A 19,228-nucleotide genomic window follows, 5' to 3' on the forward strand; every position below is an offset into this window, starting at 1 on the left:
GCCCGGCCCCGCGTGGGTCGCGGGACCGGGCCGGCGATCGGGTGCTCGGCGGGGATCAGCTCTCGCCGGCCTCAGCGGGCTGCGTGGCGGCCGCGGCCGCCTTGCGGGTGCGCCGTGCCTTCGGCTTCGCCTCCGCCGTGTCCGCGGCCCCGGCGGGCGCCTCGACGGCGGCCGCGGCCTTACGGGTCCGGCGCCGCGGAGCGGCTTCCGGCTCCTGCGAGGCCTGAGCCGGGATCTCGGCGGCGGCCTCTGCCTTGGCGGCGGCGGTCTTCCGGGTGCGGCGGACCTTGGGCTTGGCCTCCGCGGCCTCGGCGGTGTCGGCGGCGGTTTCCGCGGTGGCCTCCGCCTTGGCGGCGGCGGTCTTGCGGGTGCGGCGCGGCTTGGTCTCGGCCACGGTCTCGGCCTCGGCCTCGGTGGCCTGCGTGGCCGGCTCGGCGGCCTTGCGGGTGCGGCGGACCTTGGGCTTGGCCTCCGCGGCCTCGGCGGTGTCGGCGGCGGTTTCCGCGGTGGCCTCCGCCTTGGCGGCGGCGGTCTTGCGGGTGCGGCGCGGCTTGCTCTCGGCCACGGTCTCGGCCTCGGCCTCGGTGGCCTGCGTGGCCGGCTCGGCGGCCTTGCGGGTGCGGCGGACCTTGGGCTTGGCCTCCGTGCCCTCGGCGGTGTCGGCGGCGGTTTCCGCGGTGGCCTCCGCCTTGGCGGCGGCGGTCTTGCGGGTGCGGCGCGGCTTGCTCTCGGCCTCGGCCACGGCCTCCGGGGCCTCTACGGCGGCCTCGACGGCCTTGCGGGTCCGGCGGCGCGGCTTGGTCTCGGCCGGCTCGGCCGCGGCCTCGGTCGCTCCCTCGGCCGTGTCGACCGCCGCCTCGGCGGCCGTGGCCTTGCGCGTGCGGCGGCGCGGCTTCTCGGCCGGGGCCTCGGCAACCGGGGCCTCCACGACCGCCGGGGCCTCCACGACGGCCTGGGGAGCCGCTTCCACGGCCACCGCCTCGGCGGCTGCCGGAGCCTCCGCCGACTTGCGGGTGCGGCGGCGGCGCGGCTTCGCCGGGGTCTCGACGACCTCGGCGGCCTCCGCGGTGCCGACGACCGCGGCGTCGGAGGGGGCGAGCGCGGTGTCCTCGGCGGCCTGCGCCACGGGAGTGTCGGGCGTCGCGGCGGCCTCCGGACGGCGCGACGGCTCACCGCTGCGCGTACGGCGCCGGCGGCGCAGCGTGCGGGGAGCCTTGGCGGCGTCGGTGCCCGCGTCGGCGGCGCTGTCCGCACCGCCGGTCACGGCCTCGGCCACGGGGCTCGCGGCGGCCTCCGCGTCCACCGGAGCACCGCCGCGCATCCGACGGCGGCGGCGCGGCGTCGTACGGGACGAACGGTCGCGCTCGCGCTCGCGGTCGGCGGAACGCGCGTCGTCGCGGCCACCCCGGCCGCTCCGGTCGCCACGCCCGCGGCCACCGCGTCCGCCCGGCTCGCCCAGGTCCTCGAGCTCCTCCGCGTCGAGCCCGGCGCGGGTGCGCTCCGAGCGCGGCAGGACGCCCTTGGTGCCCTCGGGGATGCCGAGGTCGGTGTAGAAGTGCGGGGAGGTGGAGTAGGTCTCCGCCGGGTCGTTGAAACCGAGGTCCAGCGCCTTGTTGATCAGCTGCCAGCGCGGGATGTCGTCCCAGTCGACCAGCGTGATCGCCGTACCCTTCGCGCCCGCGCGGCCGGTGCGGCCGATGCGGTGCAGGTACGTCTTCTCCTCTTCCGGCGACTGGTAGTTGATGACGTGCGTCACGCCCTCGACGTCGATGCCGCGGGCGGCGACGTCGGTGCAGACGAGCACGTCCACCTTGCCGTTGCGGAAGGCGCGCAGGGCCTGCTCGCGGGCGCCCTGGCCGAGGTCGCCGTGGACCGCGCCGGAGGCGAACCCGCGCTGCTTGAGCTGGTCGGCCAGGTCGGCCGCGGTGCGCTTGGTGCGGCAGAAGACCATGGCCAGACCGCGGCCGTCGGCCTGCAGTATGCGGGCCACCATCTCGGGCTTGTCCATGTTGTGCGCGCGGTAGACGAACTGCTTGGTGTTCGCCACCGTCGCACCCGCGTCGTCCGGCGAGGTGGCGCGGATGTGCGTGGGCTGCGACATGTAACGGCGGGCGAGTCCGATGACCGCGCCCGGCATGGTCGCCGAGAACAGCATCGTCTGGCGCCGGGCCGGAAGCAGGTTGATGATCTTCTCGACGTCGGGCAGGAAGCCCAGGTCGAGCATCTCGTCGGCCTCGTCCAGGACCAGGCTCTTGATGTGCTTCAGGCTCAGCTTCTTCTGGCCCGCGAGGTCCAGCAGGCGGCCCGGGGTGCCGACGATCACGTCGACGCCCTTCTTCAGGGCCTCGACCTGCGGCTCGTAGGCGCGGCCGCCGTAGATGGCGAGGACGCGCACGTTACGGACCTTGCCGGCGGTCAGGAGGTCGTTGGTGACCTGCTGGCACAGCTCGCGCGTCGGGACGACGACGAGGGCCTGCGGGGCGTCGGTCAGGGACTCGGGCGCGGCCCGGCCCGCCTCGACGTCGGCGGGGACGGTGACGCGCTCGAGGAGCGGGAGGCCGAAGCCCAGCGTCTTGCCGGTGCCGGTCTTGGCCTGGCCGATCACGTCCGTGCCCGACAGGGCCACGGGGAGCGTCAGCTCCTGGATCGGGAAGGGAGTGGTGATGCCGACGGCCTCGAGGGCTTCGGCGGTCTCGGGGAGGATCCCGAGGGATCGGAACGTCGTAGTCAGGGTGCTGCCTCTTCTGTGTACGTGGTGCGAGGCGAGCGCGCGGGTCGTGCCGGACCGTGTCGGGGACGTCGGCTGCCTTACGGATCGAGCCGTAGGACACGGGACCTCTGTCGACGCTCCAGCGCTCGTACCACTGAGGGTCCCCCTCCGGATTCCCGTACGCAGTGTGGCGTACGGCAGGGAGGGCTGTCGGGTCGGAGCCGATCGGGCCACCGACCGGGCATCCTCATGCGTGCGGCCCGACGACGATGTCACGTACCCGTACGTCACATACTCGGCAGGCGCATTACCACCATACCCCGGATTCGCGCACATGCGATGGCCGATTTGCTCACGTAGTCGTCGTCACACTGACTGACCAGGGCCTTACCACCGCCGAAGAGCGGACTATTGTGCGCTGCATGACGAGCTCTGACAAGCCTGGCACCGCCGCAGAGGCACCCACCGAGACCGCCGGAACCGCAGCCACCGGCGAGGCCACCCCGGTCGCCGCCCGGGACTGGGAGTCGGCCGCCGCCGACCCGCAGTACCGCGCCGCGGTCGTGGACCTGCTGGGCGCGCTGGCGTACGGCGAGCTGGCGGCGTTCGAGCGGCTCGCGGAGGACGCCAAGCTGGCGCCCACGCTGGCGGACAAGGCGGAGCTGGCGAAGATGGCGTCCGCGGAGTTCCACCACTTCGAGCGGCTGCGCGACCGGCTGGCCGAGATCGGCGAGGAACCGACCGGGGCCATGGAGCCGTTCGTGGCCGCCTACGACGGCTTCCACAAGCAGACCGACCCCTCCGACTGGCTCGAGGGCCTCGTCAAGGCCTACGTCGGCGACTCCATCGCCAGCGACTTCTACCGGGAGGTCGCCGCCCGGCTCGACACGGACACCCGCGAGCTGGTCCTCGCCGTGCTCGACGACACCGGACACGCCGGTTTCGCCGTGGAGAAGGTGCGCGCGGCGATCGACGCCGACCCGCGTGTGGGCGGGCGGCTCGCGCTGTGGGCACGGCGGCTGATGGGGGAGGCGCTCTCGCAGTCCCAGCGGGTGGTGGCCGACCGGGACGCGCTGTCGACGATGCTCGTGGGCGGGGTCGCGGACGGGTTCGACCTGGCCGAGGTCGGCAAGATGTTCTCGCGGATCACCGAGGCACACACGAAGCGGATGGCGGCGCTGGGGCTGGCCGCCTGATCTCTGCCGGGTCTGCCGGGTCTGCCGAGTCTGTCGTTTCGGCCGTCGCCGTCGCCGTCGCCGGGTCTGCCGGATCTGTCGTTTCGGCCGTCGCCGTCACCGTCGCCGGGTCTGTCGTTTCGGCCGTCGCCTTCGCCTCTGCCGATTTTGCGGAGGCGGGGCCTCGCTCCGGTGCGGCAGCTGCCGTCAGACGGTCGCCGAGCTGCGCCGGAGTCCTACCGCGGGGCGCAGCAGCAGCGACAACGAGGCCGCGGAGAGCGTCGCCGAGCCGAGGAGCACCAGCAGGAATCCTCCGGCGCCCAGCGCGGTGTGCGTGACGAACGCCCCGAAAAGGGCCCCGGCGATCCCGGTCGGCAGGACCAGGAGGCGGGCGGGCAGGCGGTGGGGCAGGCTGCGCGCGGCCACCCATGCCAGGGTGAGGCCGAGGATTGCGGCGCTGAGCGCTTCCAAGAGCATGTCGGGGTCCCTCCCACATGGCCGGCCTGCCCCAAACGGTCACAGCCGACATACCCCTGACCTGCGGAACACAATCCTCCTCCTGTGGGTGAACTGTGCTCCGTCCGTGACCGCGAAGACGGGTGGGTCCCGGCGGAGATCTCCGCCGGGACCCACCCGTCTTCGCGGTCCGTCGTCCGCGTCGCCGACTACAGCGCGCCGAAGCCCACCTTGCGCGGAGCCGGCTCACCGATCTCGACGTAGGCGAGCCGGTCGGCCGGCACGAGGACCTTGCGGCCGTGCTCGTCCACGAGGCTCAGCAGCTGCGACTTGCCGGCCAGTGCCTCGCCCACCACGCGCTCGACCTCCTCGGCGCTCTGACCGCTCTCCAGAACGATCTCGCGGGGCGCGTGCTGCACGCCGATCTTGACCTCCACGGCTATGTCCCTCCGACGGTCAGTAAGTGCGCGATCTTCCGCGCCGTACCAGCACACATTAGCCCGGTGAGGGGACGTACACGCTGCGTCGGAGAACGCCACGAGCGAACAGCCGACGGGAACAGAACCCGTGCCGCGGCGGTCAGTGCTGGTCGGTGCCGTGCAGCGGGAAGCCCGCGATACCCCGCCAGGCCAGCGAGGTCAGCAGCTGGACCGCCTGGTCGCGCGGGACGCTGCGGTCGCTGTGCAGCCAGGAACGCGCCACCACCTGCGCGAGGCCGCCCAGACCGGAGGCGAGCAGCATCGACTCCGCACGCGAGAGGCCGGTGTCCTCGGCGATGACGTCGCAGATCGCCTCCGCGCACTCGTTCGTCACCTTGTCCACGCGCTCGCGCACGGCGGGCTCGTTGGTCAGGTCCGACTCGAACACCAGACGGAAGGCGCCGCCGTCGTCCTCCACGTAGGCGAAGTACGCGTCCATCGTCGCCCGGACGCGCTGCTTGTTGTCGGAGGTCGACGCGAGCGCGCTGCGCACGGACTGGATCAGTGCCTCGCAGTGCTGGTCCAGCAGGGCGAGGTAGAGGTCGAGCTTGCCGGGGAAGTGCTGGTAGAGCACCGGCTTGCTGACCCCGGCGCGCTCGGCGATGTCGTCCATCGCGGCCGCGTGGTAGCCCTGGGCCACGAACACTTCCTGGGCGGCGCCCAGCAGCTGGTTGCGTCGGGCTCGGCGGGGAAGGCGTGTGCCCCGCGGGCGTACCGCCTCTGTCTGCTCGATGGCTGTCACGCCGCCTCCCATAGTCGTCCTCGTGCGGTGTGCGCCGCGTCGACATCGTACTTTTCGGTAACCGTGGTGTGGGTGCTGCGAGCGCAGAATTTCACGGACCGGACGGTGGCGAAACCCGCACAACAGGTTTGAAATGGGTTCAGGACGGGCAAAGATCGGCCTCTTTTCCGTCCGGCGAGGCGCGATTCAGCGGTAGTCGTCCTCGTCGTGCGAGACGACGCGGGCCTGTTCGGCCAGGTCGGCTTCGTTGGCGCGGTCCGGTTCGACGCCCGTCAGCGGCTCGTCGCGCTCCTGCCCGACATCCGCCCGCTGCTCGGCCGTGTCGGCGTCGGGTGCCTCCACGTCGCGTTCCTCCGCTTCCGGTGCCTCGTCGTCGAAGGTCTCGGGGTCGGTCGGGTCGACGGTCATGCTGGGCTCCCTTCCTACGAACGCTCCCGGGTTGCGGGGCTCACACGCGGGTGCCCACTTCACGAGCGTAGGAGACACCCGATCCGGACGCCACGTGTCACCTGTCGCGGCGCCGCACGTGAGTGTGAATGCGGCACCGGACGTGGCCGTGATTGCAGCGCCGCACGTGGCCGTGATCGCGGCACCGGACGTGACTGTGAGCGCGGCACCGCACGTGACGGGCGATCGCGACACTGCCTGTGATGGCGAACACATGAACCACTGCGTGATCGTCTCGTAACATTGCCGCATGCCTTCGACCGAGCCGCCGTCCGTGCCGCCCGCCAACGTGCTGCCGAAGGTCGCGGCCGTCAGGGTCGCGGACGGGGAACGGCTCAGGTCGGTCCACCTTCCCGGTATGACCCTCACCGTGCGTTCGAGACCGCCCGCCCGCGAGGGACTGCCACCCGCTCTCCATGTGCACGGTCTCGGCGGCTCCTCGCAGAACTGGTCCGCGCTCATGCCGCTGCTGGACGGCGTCGTCCACAGCGAGGCCCTCGACCTGCCCGGCTTCGGCGACTCCCCGCCGCCGGACGACGGCGACTACTCGATCACGGGCCACGCGCGCGCGGTCGTCCGTTACCTCGACGCCGCCGGGCGCGGCCCCGTGCACCTCTTCGGGAACTCGCTCGGCGGCGCCGTCGTCACCCGCGTCGCCGCGGCGCGGCCCGACCTGGTGCGGACGCTGACCCTCGTCTCGCCCGCGCTGCCGGAGATCCGCGTGCAGCGCAGCGCCGTGCCGACGGGGCTGTTGGCACTGCCGGGCGTGGTGGCGCTGTTCAACCGGCTCACCCGGGAGTGGACCGCCGAGCAGCGGGTCCGCGGCGTGACGGCACTGTGCTACGGCGACCCGGGGCGGGTGACGCCGGAAGGCTTCCGCAACGCCGTGGAGGAGATGGAGCGGCGGTTGCGGCTGCCGTACTTCTGGGACGCGATGGCGCGTTCGGCCCGGGGAATCGTCAACGCGTACACGGTGGGCGGCCAGTACGGACTGTGGCGACAGGCCGAGCGGGTTCTCGCACCCACGCTCCTGGTCTACGGTGGACGGGACCAACTCGTCGGCTACCGCATGGCCCAGCGGGCTGCCCGTGCCTTCCGCGACTCCCGGCTGCTGACCCTGCCGGACGCGGGGCACGTGGCGATGATGGAGTACCCGGAGACCGTGGCCACGGCGTTCCGTGAACTCCTCGCGGACACCCGGGGCGCCGTGGACACCGCGGGCGCCGCGGCCGGCCCGGACGCCGTGGACAGCGGAGATCCGGCGGGTGGCGAGAGGACCGACGGGGCCGTCGACGGCGAGCCCGCCAACCAGACCACAGGAGGCTGAGGCGCGACGTGGGACGCCACAGCCGCCGCGGGCCCGCCCCCAGGGCCGACGCCGCGGACAACGCCGCAACACGCGACGACCGGACCGCCGGGCGGGCACCCGACCCGCCGCGCCGGGAGAACGGGAACGCGCAGGGGCCACACGGGTCGCGTGGGTCGCATGGGTCACACGAGTCGTATGGGCCACACGAGTTGCATGGGCCACACGGGTCGTACGGGCCACACGGGTCGTACGGGTCGGACTGGCCGCCGCAGGGGGCGCAGGGCACGCAGGGGGCCCAGGGGTCGCAGGGCGTGCCTCGTCAGGCGGCGTGGGGCGAGGCCCCGGGCGGCCGCCAGGGATACGCGGCCCCCGGGCCCGGCCGTGTCGGAGGCCCGGGACCGGGGTTCCCGGACGGGACGCCGGCCCACGGGTTTCCCCGGCCGGCGGCGGACGGTACCCCCGCGCGGGGTGTGCCGAGGGTCCGGGGCGGTCACCCCGAGCAGCGGGAACCGGGTGGCGGCTGGGGCGAGCCGAACGGCTGGCGCGGTGCCGGGCACGGACCCCCGGCGGGACCGCACGCAGGCGCTGCCCCCGACTCCTTCGCACCGGCGCCGTCGCCCTCCGGGCCGTCCGGACCGTCCGCGCCTTTTCCGCGGCAGCGGCGGGCGCCCCAGGATGGGCCGCGGCAGGACTACCTGGACGCCTTCGGCGAGGACGACGACGTTTTCGCGGCCCGCCCCGCGCGCCGTGCCCCCGGCCCGGCAGGGCCCGCCGATCCGTACGCCGCCGTCACCGACTGGAGCGCCGCGGACGGGGGTGCCGTCGGGGACGGCGGCGCCGGTGGGGGCGGTGTCGCCGACGACGGTGACGACCAGCCGCCCACGGGTGAACCCGCGCCGGGCAAGGGCGCCAAGGGCCGGACCTTCACCGGGATCGCGGCGGCCGCCGTCACCACGGTGCTGGCCGTCGTCGTGGCCGGTCAGGTGGCCGACGGCTCGGACGGGGACGACATGCGCTCCCAGTCGGCCGCCGAACAGGCCCGGGGTGCCCACGACCCCGCGTCACGGGACGACGAACGGCCGACGCCCCCCGCGTCCGAGGCCGCGAAGCCCCTGACGTACGAGCAGAAGATGGGCAAGACGTACCCGCTCAGCACCACGCTCAAGGGCTCGGGGAAGTTCGACGCGATCCCGGGCATCGCCAAGGGGACCGGGAAGGGGGAGAAGTACACCTACCGCGTGGACGTGGAGCAGGGGCTCGGCCTCGACGGGCAGCTCTTCGCCGACGCCGTGCAGAAGACGCTCAACGACGACCGGAGCTGGTCCCACAACGGCGCCCGCACCTTCGAGCGCATCGAGTCGGGGCAGCCGAACTTCGTCATCACTCTGGCCAGCCCCGGGACCACCGCCGAGTGGTGCGCCAAGTCCGGCCTTGACACCACCGAGGACAACGTGTCCTGCGACTCGGCCGCCACCGAACGCGTGATGATCAACGCCTACCGGTGGGCGCAGGGTGCCGAGCCGTACGGCGACGCGATCCACGCGTACCGGCAGATGCTGATCAACCACGAGATCGGCCACCGCATCGGCTTCAACCACGTCACGTGCGACAAGGACGGCGAACTCGCCCCCGTCATGCAGCAGCAGACGAAGTTCATCGACCACGACGGAATCGACTGCCGCCCGAACCCCTGGGCCTACCCGAACAGCTGACCGAAGAGTTCGGGCCCGAGGCTCGCGTGTGGTGACCGAGTGATCTCTTAGCGCTACCGAACGCGCCTCGCACGGGAAAGTTACGACCGTTCACCCCTTTTGGTGGCGCGATGGACAACCGTCCATCGCGCCACCTCCTTGTCCGCATACGTTCGTCCCGCTGCGAGCCGCCGGGTCAACGGCGGCTCCCCAAACGGGAGATCGGGGGTGCGCGCGTGCGCATCGGACTGCTTACGGAGGGTGGCTATCCGTATGTGAGCGGTGAGGCCGGGCTCTGGTGCGACCGGCTTGTGCGCGGGCTGGAGCAGCACGAGTTCGACGTCTACGCCCTCAGCCGCACCGAGCGGGAGGAGGCCGAGGGCTGGGTTCCGCTGCCGCCGCAGGTCGGCCGGGTGCGCACCGCCCCGTTGTGGGAGACCACGGACGACGGCGCCGTCCACGGACGGCGTGCGCGCCGGCGTTTCGCCGAGTGCTACGGCGAGTTGGCCACGGCCCTGTGCACCGCCGCCCCCGGCGGCCCGGCCGGGAGTCCGGAAGGCCTGGCGGAAGGGCAGTCGGCCCTTGAGGCGGACCGTTTCGCCAATGCGCTGTACGGCCTCGCCGAACTCGCCCGCGACGAGGGCGGGCTGCCCGCCGCACTCCGCTCGGAGACCGCCGTGCGCGCCCTGGAACGCGCCTGTCGTGCGCCCGGCGCCCACCGCTCCGCACGCGAGGCGCGCGTTCCCGACCTGCTGACCGTCGCCGCGCGCCTCGAACGCGCCCTGCGCCCCCTGTCGCTGGACTGGTACGAGGACGACGACCTCGGCTCGGTGGACCTGTGCCACGCCGCCTCCGGCGGTACCGCCGCCCTGCCCGGCCTGCTCGCCCGGCACTTCTGCGACGTCCCCCTGCTCGTGACCGAGTACGGGGTGCGGCTGCGGGCGCACTACCTGACGGAACCCGATTCCTCGCCCGCGATACGGTCCCTGCTCGCCTCCTTCCACGGCCGGCTGGCCGCCGAGACCTACCGGCGCGCGGCCGTGATCACGCCCGGCAACACGCACGCCCGCCGCTGGCAGGAGCGCTGCGGGGCCGACCGGGCCAAGCTGCGCACGGTCCATCCGGGCATGGACGCCGCTCCCTTCGCGGAGGCGGGGGAGTCCCCGGAGTGCGCCGATCCGCGGACCCTCGTCTGGGTCGGACGCGTCGAGCCGGCCAAGGACCTGGTCTCGCTGCTGCACGCCTTCGCGGAGATCCGCAGGGCGGAGCCCGCGGCGCGCCTCAGGATCGTCGGCTCGCCCTTCGGGACCGAAGGCGCCGCGTACCTCGCGCACTGCAAGGGACTGGCCGCGCAGCTCTTCCCCGACGAGGCCGACGGCCCGCACGCCGTCGGCCGCAACCCGGTCTCCTTCGAGGAGACCGGCGGACCCGAACTGCCCACCCGCGCCGACGCGTACGCCTCGGGCGCCCTGGTGGTGCTCTCCAGCGTCGTCGAAGGGTTCCCGTCTGGGCTCGTCGAGGCCATGTTCTGCGGCCGCGCGACGGTGTCCACGGACGTCGGCGCGGTGGTGGAGGCCATCGGCGGCACCGGACTCGTCGTGCCCCCGCGCAATCCGCGGGCGCTCGCCGAGGCGTGCGTCGCGCTGTTGCGCGACCCGGAGCGCCGTGAGCGCCTGGGCGCCGCCGCACGCGCCCGTGCGCTGGAGCTGTTCACCGTCGAGCAGAACATCACGGCATTTCACAGCATTTACCTGGAGATCCTGTCGCGTACACCGGTACGTCGCGTCGTCCTCGACGACACCGGCGCACCCCTGCCCTTCGCCGTCCCCGCCGAGGCCCATGTGCCCGGCCGCTGGAGCGACCCCACGGCCCGTATCGCGGCCAGGGGCGGCCCCAGCCCCGGTCCCAGCCCCAGTCCCGGTCCCGGCGCGGTCCGGAGCGGTCCGGGCTGGGCGACGGACGGTCCCGTCCGGGCCGCGGCTCCGGTGTCGGCCACCGAGGGAGCGGCCCGATGAGCGGCATCGGCGAACTGGACCGGCCCGAGACCCCGCGCAGCCCGGGCGCCTGGGACGAACGCTCACGGACCTGCCTCACCGACGGGGGCCACGGAACGGACGCGGCCCCCACGGCCGGTGACGCCGGTGCAGCCGCCTCCTCCCTCGGCACCGAGATGGACGAGGGGGGAGAGGGCGTGCGTTCGGCGGAGGACCGGCAGTACGCGAAGGACCGGCAGTACGCGAAGGACCGGCTGCACGCGGAGGACCGACGGCACACGGATCACTCGGATCGCATCGGCGGGTCTCGCGCCGCCGACGGCCGTGACGATCGCGCCGATCGCGGGGACGACGAGCGGGACGGTGCGGGGCGTGTGGACGGCCCTCGTGAATCCGGCATTCGTACAGGCGGCATTCGTGAAGGCGGCCTTCGTGAGGGCGGTGGTCGTGAAGACGGCGGCCGCGAGGGGGGTGCCGCCGGTGGGGAGGCCCGAGACGTGAGGCAGTCGCCGTCCGCGTCCACCGCGCGCCGTGCCGCCGCCGACCCCGTGAAGGGGCTGCTCCACCGCCACCGCGACCTGTGCGAACGCGCCGTGGACCCACTGGAGATCGCGGCGGGCCTGGAGGCGCACGGCGTCACCGACCGGACCGCGGCACGCTTCCGCCACCGGGACGTCTTCTCCCTCGCCGAAGAGATGTACGCCCGGGTCCCGCGCGACGGCGACACCCCGGCCCGCCCCGACGAGACGCCGACGCCCCGGCCACGTACCGCCGGAGTCCTCCTCGCTCTGCTGCCCGGCGTACTGTGCGCCGCCACCGTGGCCGTACTGCACCTCACCGAGGGCCGGCCGCGCCTGATCGCCGCCGCCGTCGGCCTCCTCGCGGTGACCCTGGCCCTGGGCGCGGCCCTTCGCCGCGGGCCGCTGAGCGCCTCGACACGCACCACCAGCACCTGGACCTGCTGGCTCGTCGGCTACGCCCTGCTCGGCGACGGACTCCTCCGCAACGCCGTCACCGGTGGCCCGGACGGCCTCCCCGACGGCACCGCCGACGGCCCTTGGCCCGTCACCGTCGCCCCCGTCCTGGCGCTCGCACTGTCCTACGCGCCCGCGGTCGGATGCGCTCACCTCTTCGCCGCGGGCGCCCGCCGCAAACTGTCGTCCAGCCGGGGCCTGGCCGACTTCTCCGCCTCCGTACGCCCCCTGCTGCTCGGCACCTTCGCCCTGTACCTGGGTGCCCTCGCCGCCCTGCTCGCGCTGACCGGAGCCGTGCTCGGCGAGCCCGCCGCCCATCCCCAGACCCTCACCCTGGGCGCCCTGCTGCTGCTCGCCCGGCTGCTCACCGTGCACGGCCACGCGCACGCCTCCACGCTCGTCCTCACCACCACGGCCGCCGTCGAGGCCGCCGCCCTGGCCACGCTCTTCGCCGGACGCCTCCCCGGCTGCGGGTTCCTCACCGCCCCCGTGGAGGCCCTGGTCGCCGTCTGCGGCCCGGCCGGTGTCCCGACGGCCGCCTGCGGGATCGGTGCCCTGACCCTCCTGATCCACGCGTCCCGCCGTCTGACCAGGGCCTCGGCCCACGCGTCGACGGAGCGAACCCGGTGAACGCGCGCACGGTCAGCCCCCCACTCGTCCTCTCCACCCTCGCATCACCCCTTGAAGGAGCCCCCAGATGACCACCTCCCGACCCGACGCCTCGGCACCGGGAGCCGCCCGATGAGAGTCCTGCTGATCGGAGCCAACGGCTACATCGGCCGCTTCGTCGCCGACCGTCTGCTCGCCGACCCCGCCGTCCAGCTCACCGCCCTCGGCCGCGGCGACGACGCCGACGTCCGCTTCGACCTCGCCACGGGCAGCCCCGGCGCCCTCACCCGCTTCCTCGACGCGGTCCATCCCGGCGTGGTCGTCAACTGCGCGGGCGCCACCCGGGGCGGGGCCCGCGAACTCACCCGGCACAACACCGTCGCCGTCGCGACCGTCTGCGAGGCCCTGCGCCGCAGCGGCTGCGGAGCCCGCCTGGTGCAGGTCGGGTGCAGCGCGGAGTACGGCCCCAGCCAGCCCGGCTCCTCCACCGCGGAGGACGCCGTGCCCCGCCCCGGCGGCCCCTACGGCGTCAGCAAACTCGCCGCGACCGAACTCGTCCTCGGCTCCGGTCTGGACGCCGTCGTCCTGCGCGTCTTCTCGCCCGCGGGGCCCGGCACGCCCGCAGGCTCCCCGCTCGGCCGCCTCGCCGAGGCCATGCGGCGTGCGATGCAGTCCGGGGACGGCGAGCTGCGCCTGGGCGGCCTCGGTGCCCAGCGCGACTTCATCGACGTCCGCGACGTCGCCCGCGCGGTGCACGCCGCCTCCCTCTCCGCAGCACAGGGCGTTATCAACATCGGCTCCGGCCGCGCCGTCCGCCTGCGCGACGCGGCCGCCACCCTCGCCCGGGTCGCCGGCTACGGCGGCGCCCTGCACGAACTCGACGGTCCTCCCGGCGCCCTGCGGCCCACCATCGGCCACCCCCGCACCGAGTCCGTCGCCCACCGCGTCGACGCCCTCGGCCACCACCGGACCGATGCCCTCGGCCACCACCGCCCGGATCCCCTCGGAAGCCGCGGCGAGCGCACCGACTCCGAGCACGCGGCACCGGCCCCCCATCCCTACCCCGACGGCTGCGGCAGCTGGCAGCAGGCCGATGTGCGCACCGCACGCGACCGGCTCGGCTGGCGTCCCCGGATCGCCCTCGAAGAGTCCCTCGCCGACATCTGGATGGAGGCGGCATGCCGTATCTGACCAGCACCAGGGCGGGCACCGCGGGCACCGGCGTCCGCACCGGGTTCGGAGTCCCGGGACTGGCGCACCCCCTCGTCGCCCCCGACGAGTGGGCCGGCCTCACCTGCCCCGGCACCCCGCTGCACTGGGTCGTCCTCAACATCGCCGACGGTCCTGGCGCCCACCCCGACCCGCGGTGCCTGGAGGCCGTCGGCCGCCTGCGCAACGCGGGCGTCCGCGTCCTCGGCCATCTCGACGCCGCGTACGGGGCCCGCAGCCTCGGCGAACAGATCTCCGACGCCCACCGACACCTCGACTGGTACCAGGTCGACGGCTTCCTCCTCGACCACTGCCCGTCGGAACGGGCCGCCCTGCCCGAGGTCCGCCGCATCGTCACCACCCTCCGGGCGATCAGTGACGATGCCCACATCGTCCTCGGTCACGGCACCCACCCCTACCCCGGCTACGCCGAGAACGCCGACCAACTCGTCACGTTCTCCGGCACCTGGGCCGACTACCGCTGGTCCCAGGCGGCCGAGTGGAGCGCGGACTATCCGCCCGACCGCTTCTGCCACTTCGTCCACGGCGTACCGCGCGGGCACCTGGAGGAAGCGCTGCGCATAGCCCGCTGGCAGGGAGCAGCGACGATCTACTTCACCGACCGCACGGACAGCGGTGGCCGCGCCGACCCGTGGGAGACGATGCCCGGCTACTGGGACGAAATCGTCTCGCGGGTCGGGACGGGTGTCTCGGAATGAAAAAGGCCGTGGCAGTGTTACTGGCAGAACAACCGTAATTACTGACCGACCAACGGAGTCCCCGTGTCGCTGCCACCCCTGGTCGAGCCGGCTGCCGAGCTCACCGTAGACGAGGTCCGCAGGTACTCCCGCCACCTGATCATCCCCGATGTGGGGATGGACGGGCAGAAGCGGCTGAAGAACGCCAAGGTGCTCGCCGTCGGCGCGGGCGGCCTCGGCTCGCCGACCCTGATGTACCTGGCGGCAGCCGGTGTCGGCACGCTCGGCATCATCGAGTTCGACGAGGTCGACGAGTCGAACCTGCAGCGTCAGGTCATCCACAGCCAGGCCGACATCGGCCGGCCCAAGGCCGAGTCCGCCCGCGACACCATCAAGGGCATCAACCCGCTGGTGGACGTGGTCCTTCACCAGGAGCGGCTCGAGGCCGACAACGTGATGGACATCTTCAGCCAGTACGACCTGATCGTCGACGGTACGGACAACTTCGCGACCCGCTACCTGGTCAATGACGCCTGCGTCCTGCTGAACAAGCCCTACGTCTGGGGCTCGATCTACCGTTTCGACGGTCAGGCCTCCGTCTTCTGGTCCGAGCACGGGCCCTGCTACCGCTGCCTCTACCCGGAGCCCCCGCCCCCCGGCATGGTCCCCTCCTGCGCCGAGGGCGGCGTGCTGGGCGTGCTGTGCGCGTCCATCGGCTCCATCCAGACCAACGAGGCCATCAAGCTCCTCCAGGGCATCGGCGAACCGCTGGTCGGCCGCCTGATGATCTACGACGCCCTGGAGATGACCTACCGGCAGGTCAAGGTCCGCAAGGACCCCGACTGCGCGGTCTGCGGCGAGAACCCGACCGTCACCGAGCTCATCGACTACGAGGCCTTCTGCGGCGTCGTGTCCGAGGAGGCCCAGGCGGCGGCCGCCGACTCCACGATCACTCCCAAGCAGCTCAAGGAGTGGATCGACGACGGTGAGAACATCGAGCTCATCGACGTCCGCGAGCCGAACGAGTTCGAGATCGTCTCGATCCCGGGCGCCCGGCTGATCCCGAAGAACGAGTTCCTCATGGGCTCCGCCCTCGAGAGCCTCCCGCAGGACAAGAAGATCGTCTTGAACTGCAAGACGGGTGTCCGCAGTGCGGAAGTCCTCGCGGTCCTCAAGTCCGCCGGCTTCGCGGACGCCGTCCACGTCGGCGGCGGCGTGATCGGCTGGGTCAACCAGATCGAGCCGGAGAAGCCCGTCTACTGACCGGCTGCCGGACCCGCTTCCCGGACGGCGGGGGTTTCGCGCACCGCAGGTGCCCGAAGCCCCCGCCGTCGTCATGAGCAGACCTTGCCGTCCTCCGGCACCGTCCCCTTCAACAGGTAGGCGTCCACCGTGGAGTCGACACAGTCGCTCCCGCTCCCGTACGCGCCGTGGCCCTCGCCCTTCCAGGTCAGCACCACGCCGACGTCCTCGCCCAGCTCGTCCGCCATCCTGCGGGCGCCCTCGTAGGGAGTGGCGGGGTCGCCCGTGTTGCCGACCACCAGGACAGGGGCCGCGCCGGGTGCGCTCACCTCCGGGGTCTCGTGCTGACCGGCCACCGGCCAGTCGTGGCACCAACCGGCCGTGTCCCAGCCGAGGAAGGCGCCGAAGACGGGCGAGACCTTCTCGAACTTCGGCAGCAGCTTCTTCGTCTCCGCGACGGTCGGCCGCTGCTTGTCGTCCAGGCACGATATGACCCGCTGCGAGTGGGTCGTCGTGCCGTAGTGTCCCGAGGGATCGCGCTCGTTGTAGCCGTCGGCGAGCGCCAGCAGTTCCGAGCCGTCGCCCTGCTCGGCCGCCTCGAGCGCGCTGGTCAGGGCCGGCCAGCCGCTCTCGCTGTACAGCGGCAGCACGATCCCGGTGAGCGCGAGCGTCTGCGTCAGCTCGCGATCCGGCGAGGACGTGGGCAGCGGGTTCGCATCCAGCCGCTTCAGCAGGCCGGCGATCTTCCGCGACCCCTGCTCGGGATCCTGGCCGGTCGACTTCAGGTAGTCGTCCAGGGCGCGTTGGAAGCCCCTGGCCTGGTTCTCGGCGTGGCCCATCGTGTCGGCGCTCGGGTCCACCACGGCGTCGAGGACCAGGCGTCCCACGTGCTCCGGGAAGAGGTGGGCGTAGACGCCGCCGAGTTCGGTGCCGTACGAGATGCCGAAGTAGTGCGTCTTCCCGTCGCCCAGGACGTGTCGCATCAGGTCCATGTCGCGGGCGGTGTCCGTGGTCGAGACGTGCTCCATGAGCTTGCCGGCGGCCTTCTCGCAGCCCTCGCCGAAGTCGGCGGCGTCCTTCAGATACGCCTGCTCCTCGGACGGGGTGTCAGGAGTGGAGTCCACCGACTCGGCGGCCTCGATCGCCTCGTCGGAGCGGCAGCGGACGCCCTCACTGGCGGCCACCCCGCGCGGGTCCCAGCTCACCAGGTCGTACCGCTCATGCAGGGAGGAGACGGTGTCGGCGTAGGACGGCATCATGGAGATGCCGGAACCGCCGGGGCCGCCGAAGTTGAACAGCAGGGAGCCGATGCGGTCGTCCCCGGTCGCCCTGGACCGGATCAGCGCGAGATCGATCGTCTCGCCGTCCGGATCGGACCAGTCCAGCGGCGCCTCGAGCGTGGCGCACCGCCAGTCGTCGTCCGGCGCCGGGGCGTCGTCGGTGCCCTCGCAGCGGGCCCAGTCGAGCGTCTGGGACGCCAGCGCCTCGGGCACCCCGGACGGTGCCGCCGCCGAAGGCCCCGCGCTGCTCCTGCCCCCGTCGTCCTTGTCCTCGTCGGACGAGCCGCCGCTGCAACCCGCGGTCAGCAGTGCGGCGGCGGCCGTCAGGGCCGTCCACCTCACGAGACGAGCCATGTCCTCTCCCCCCTGGCAAGCCGTCCGCGCCGTGCGGCGGATGGCGTTCCTGCCATGGTAGGTGGAGCCGGCAGCGCCTGCGGAAGCCTGTGGATAACGCTCTGACCTGGGCATTAGGCCCGCTCGCTGCCGCAGTCCGCAGTCCGCGGGCAGGACACACGGTCCCGGCCGTCAGGAGCACACGGTCCCGGCCGCCGGCACCTTGCCGTCGAGCAGATAGCCGTGCACCGCGTCCTGCACGCACCGGTTCTTGCTGTCGTAGGCGCCGTGGCCCTGCCCCTTGTAGGTCAGTTCCACGCCGACGTCCTTGCCCAGCGCGTCCACCATCCGGCCGGCGCCCTCGTAGGGCGTAGCGGGGTCGCCGGTGTTGCCGATCACCAGGATCGGCGGCGCGCCGGGGGCACTGACGTCGGGGTGGTCGGCGGCCCCGGCGACCGGCCAGTCGGTGCAGCTGAGCATGGACCAGGCGAGGTAGTCGCCGAACAGCGGGGACGCGTCCCGGAACTCGGGCAGCTTGCGTTCCACGTACGCGGTGTCGTACCGCGGCTTGTCGTCGGCGCAGTTGATGGCGACGTTGGCCGCGGTGATGTTGCTGTACTGGCCGTCCTCGTTGCGTCCGTTCAACGCGTCCGACAGCACCATGAGGACCCGTCCGTCGCCGTCGTACGCCTGCTCCAGACCCTCGGTGAGGTACTCCCAGAAGTCCTTCGAGTACAGCGCCTGCGCGATGCCGCCGGTCGCGGCGGTCTGGGTGAGTTCACGGGGGAAGACGCCGGGGATCGGTTTGCGGTCGAGGTCCTTCAGCAAGCGGGCGATGCGCGCCTCGACGTCGTCCGCCGTGTCCCCGATCGGGCACTCCTCGGTCTTCGACACACAGTCCTCGGCGAAGTTGTCCAGCGCCAGCTGGAACCCCTTCGCCTGGCCCAACGAGCTCTGTTCTGCCGTCTGCGTCGGGTCGACGACCGCGTCGAAGACGGCACGTCCCACGTGCCGGGGGAAGAGGTGGGCGTAGACGCCGCCGAGTTCGGTGCCGTAGGAGATGCCGAAGTAGTGCAGCTTCTCGTCGCCGAGTACCTGGCGCATCAGGTCCATGTCGCGGGCGGCGTCGGTCGTGCGCACATGCGGAATGATCTCCTTCGAGTTCTTTTCGCAGGCCGCGTTGAACTTCTCCGTGTTGTCCACCAGCTCGGTGCGCTCGGCCCGGTCGTCGGGGGTGGCGTCCTGCTGGAAGTAGGTGTCGAGCTGGTCGTCGTCCAGGCACTCCACGGGGTCGCTGCGGCCGACGCCGCGCGGATCGAAGCTGACCAGGTCGTAGCGGGTGCGCAGTTTCGCGTAGTCCTGGCCGAACGCGGGCAGCGTGGTCACGCCCGATCCGCCCGGCCCGCCGAAGTTGAAGACGAGCGAGCCGATCCGCCGGTCCGCCTCGCCGCTGGCCCTGGCCCGGATCAGCGCGAGGCCGATCGTGTCGCCCTCGGGGTCGTCCCAGTCGAGGGGCGCCTTCATGGTGGCGCACTGCCACTCGTCCCCGTCCGGCAGCGGAGAAGGAGCGGCGCCGCCGCCCTCGGCCTCGGACGGTGCCGGGCAGTCCTTCCAGCTCAGCTTCTGGTCCGTCAGGTCCGTGTCGTCCTCCTGGGACCCGCCGCCACAGCCCGTCAGCAGGACGGACAGCGTCGTGAGAGCAGTGACGGTCAGGGCGGCGGCGCGCAGCCGGGAGGGATTCGGCATGCGTCCATCGTGCGGTCGCGCGGGAGCACCCGCTCGGGACGAGGGCCGTACGAGGGACGACGCCGAGAGACCGTGGTACGAGGGACACGAGGGACGAAGGGCGTGCCGGGGTGGAGGGAGCGTGCCGAGGCACG

At 72.9% G+C, this 19,228-nt stretch carries 15 protein-coding genes; 8 read left to right on the plus strand and 7 right to left on the minus strand.

Annotation, left to right across the window (positions count from 1 at the left end; translation table 11 throughout):
• Nucleotides 1–55: 55 nt before the first annotated feature.
• Nucleotides 56–2,638 carry a DEAD/DEAH box helicase gene (locus tag Sco07f_RS27890; protein WP_108989611.1) on the minus strand — a complete coding sequence of 861 codons (2,583 nt, stop codon included), beginning with the start codon at nucleotides 2,636–2,638 and terminating at the stop codon, nucleotides 56–58.
• A gap of 494 nt (nucleotides 2,639–3,132) precedes the next feature.
• On the opposite strand from Sco07f_RS27890, the gene Sco07f_RS27895 reads away from it, so the two are divergent.
• Nucleotides 3,133–3,906, plus strand: a complete 774-nt coding sequence (locus Sco07f_RS27895; protein ID WP_007444439.1) for a ferritin-like domain-containing protein — start codon at nucleotides 3,133–3,135, stop codon at nucleotides 3,904–3,906.
• Between the two features lie 186 nt (nucleotides 3,907–4,092).
• Here the strand turns inward: Sco07f_RS27895 and Sco07f_RS27900 are convergent, their stop codons facing one another.
• From Sco07f_RS27900 to Sco07f_RS27915, 4 genes are all read right to left on the minus strand, one after another.
• On the minus strand, nucleotides 4,093–4,362 hold the full coding sequence (locus Sco07f_RS27900) for a hypothetical protein (RefSeq protein ID WP_108989530.1): 270 nt from the start codon (nucleotides 4,360–4,362) through the stop codon (nucleotides 4,093–4,095).
• 188 nt (nucleotides 4,363–4,550) lie between these two features.
• The gene (locus Sco07f_RS27905; RefSeq protein WP_007444428.1) at nucleotides 4,551–4,778 is read right to left on the minus strand and encodes a DUF3107 domain-containing protein; all 228 of its coding nucleotides are present in this window, start codon (nucleotides 4,776–4,778) and stop codon (nucleotides 4,551–4,553) included.
• 142 nt (nucleotides 4,779–4,920) lie between these two features.
• Nucleotides 4,921–5,562 (minus strand): TetR/AcrR family transcriptional regulator, encoded by a 642-nt coding sequence (locus tag Sco07f_RS27910; RefSeq protein WP_042825084.1) that lies wholly within the window; start codon nucleotides 5,560–5,562, stop codon nucleotides 4,921–4,923.
• A gap of 186 nt (nucleotides 5,563–5,748) precedes the next feature.
• Nucleotides 5,749–5,970, minus strand: a complete 222-nt coding sequence (locus tag Sco07f_RS27915) for a hypothetical protein (protein ID WP_007444437.1) — start codon at nucleotides 5,968–5,970, stop codon at nucleotides 5,749–5,751.
• Nucleotides 5,971–6,259: 289 nt separating this feature from the next.
• Here Sco07f_RS27915 and Sco07f_RS27920 point away from each other — a divergent pair, with 289 nt between their 5' ends.
• From Sco07f_RS27920 to moeZ, 7 genes are all read left to right on the plus strand, one after another.
• Nucleotides 6,260–7,336, plus strand: coding sequence for an alpha/beta fold hydrolase (locus Sco07f_RS27920; RefSeq protein ID WP_087789607.1), 1,077 nt, complete (start codon nucleotides 6,260–6,262; stop codon nucleotides 7,334–7,336).
• 8 nt (nucleotides 7,337–7,344) lie between these two features.
• Nucleotides 7,345–9,030 (plus strand): DUF3152 domain-containing protein, encoded by a 1,686-nt coding sequence (locus tag Sco07f_RS27925; RefSeq protein ID WP_108989531.1) that lies wholly within the window; start codon nucleotides 7,345–7,347, stop codon nucleotides 9,028–9,030.
• A gap of 215 nt (nucleotides 9,031–9,245) precedes the next feature.
• Nucleotides 9,246–11,024 (plus strand): DUF3492 domain-containing protein, encoded by a 1,779-nt coding sequence (locus Sco07f_RS27930; protein ID WP_108989532.1) that lies wholly within the window; start codon nucleotides 9,246–9,248, stop codon nucleotides 11,022–11,024.
• Between the two features lie 392 nt (nucleotides 11,025–11,416).
• Nucleotides 11,417–12,607, plus strand: a complete 1,191-nt coding sequence (locus Sco07f_RS27935; RefSeq protein ID WP_439959699.1) for a hypothetical protein — start codon at nucleotides 11,417–11,419, stop codon at nucleotides 12,605–12,607.
• Between the two features lie 111 nt (nucleotides 12,608–12,718).
• On the plus strand, nucleotides 12,719–13,777 hold the full coding sequence (locus tag Sco07f_RS27940; RefSeq protein ID WP_007444458.1) for an SDR family oxidoreductase: 1,059 nt from the start codon (nucleotides 12,719–12,721) through the stop codon (nucleotides 13,775–13,777).
• Nucleotides 13,765–14,514, plus strand: a complete 750-nt coding sequence (locus tag Sco07f_RS27945) for a spherulation-specific family 4 protein (protein WP_087789604.1) — start codon at nucleotides 13,765–13,767, stop codon at nucleotides 14,512–14,514. Before Sco07f_RS27940 ends, Sco07f_RS27945 begins: the two co-directional genes overlap by 13 nt.
• 63 nt (nucleotides 14,515–14,577) lie before the next feature.
• Complete coding sequence (moeZ, locus tag Sco07f_RS27950) at nucleotides 14,578–15,756, plus strand: adenylyltransferase/sulfurtransferase MoeZ (protein WP_007444460.1); 1,179 nt, start codon at nucleotides 14,578–14,580, stop codon at nucleotides 15,754–15,756.
• A gap of 71 nt (nucleotides 15,757–15,827) precedes the next feature.
• Here the strand turns inward: moeZ and Sco07f_RS27955 are convergent, their stop codons facing one another.
• Both Sco07f_RS27955 and Sco07f_RS27960 read right to left on the minus strand, forming a co-directional pair.
• Nucleotides 15,828–17,369 (minus strand): alpha/beta hydrolase, encoded by a 1,542-nt coding sequence (locus tag Sco07f_RS27955; RefSeq protein WP_108989533.1) that lies wholly within the window; start codon nucleotides 17,367–17,369, stop codon nucleotides 15,828–15,830.
• Nucleotides 17,370–17,540: 171 nt separating this feature from the next.
• Nucleotides 17,541–19,094, minus strand: coding sequence for an alpha/beta hydrolase (locus Sco07f_RS27960; protein ID WP_108989534.1), 1,554 nt, complete (start codon nucleotides 19,092–19,094; stop codon nucleotides 17,541–17,543).
• Nucleotides 19,095–19,228: the final 134 nt, after the last annotated feature.

This window comes from Streptomyces coelicoflavus (assembly GCF_003112555.1).
Taxonomy (GTDB): domain Bacteria; phylum Actinomycetota; class Actinomycetes; order Streptomycetales; family Streptomycetaceae; genus Streptomyces; species Streptomyces coelicoflavus.

Bases quoted from the DNA above. Each gene is read 5' to 3' on its own strand.
- Sco07f_RS27895 (WP_007444439.1), top strand. From the start codon at position 3,133: ATGACGAGCTCTGACAAGCCTGGCACCGCCGCAGAGGCACCCACCGAG.
- Sco07f_RS27900 (WP_108989530.1), bottom strand. From the start codon at position 4,362: ATGCTCTTGGAAGCGCTCAGCGCCGCAATCCTCGGCCTCACCCTGGCA.
- Sco07f_RS27915 (WP_007444437.1), bottom strand. From the start codon at position 5,970: ATGACCGTCGACCCGACCGACCCCGAGACCTTCGACGACGAGGCACCG.
- Sco07f_RS27920 (WP_087789607.1), top strand. From the start codon at position 6,260: ATGCCTTCGACCGAGCCGCCGTCCGTGCCGCCCGCCAACGTGCTGCCG.
- Sco07f_RS27940 (WP_007444458.1), top strand. From the start codon at position 12,719: ATGAGAGTCCTGCTGATCGGAGCCAACGGCTACATCGGCCGCTTCGTC.
- Sco07f_RS27945 (WP_087789604.1), top strand. From the start codon at position 13,765: ATGCCGTATCTGACCAGCACCAGGGCGGGCACCGCGGGCACCGGCGTC.
- Sco07f_RS27955 (WP_108989533.1), bottom strand. From the start codon at position 17,369: ATGGCTCGTCTCGTGAGGTGGACGGCCCTGACGGCCGCCGCCGCACTG.
- Sco07f_RS27960 (WP_108989534.1), bottom strand. From the start codon at position 19,094: ATGCCGAATCCCTCCCGGCTGCGCGCCGCCGCCCTGACCGTCACTGCT.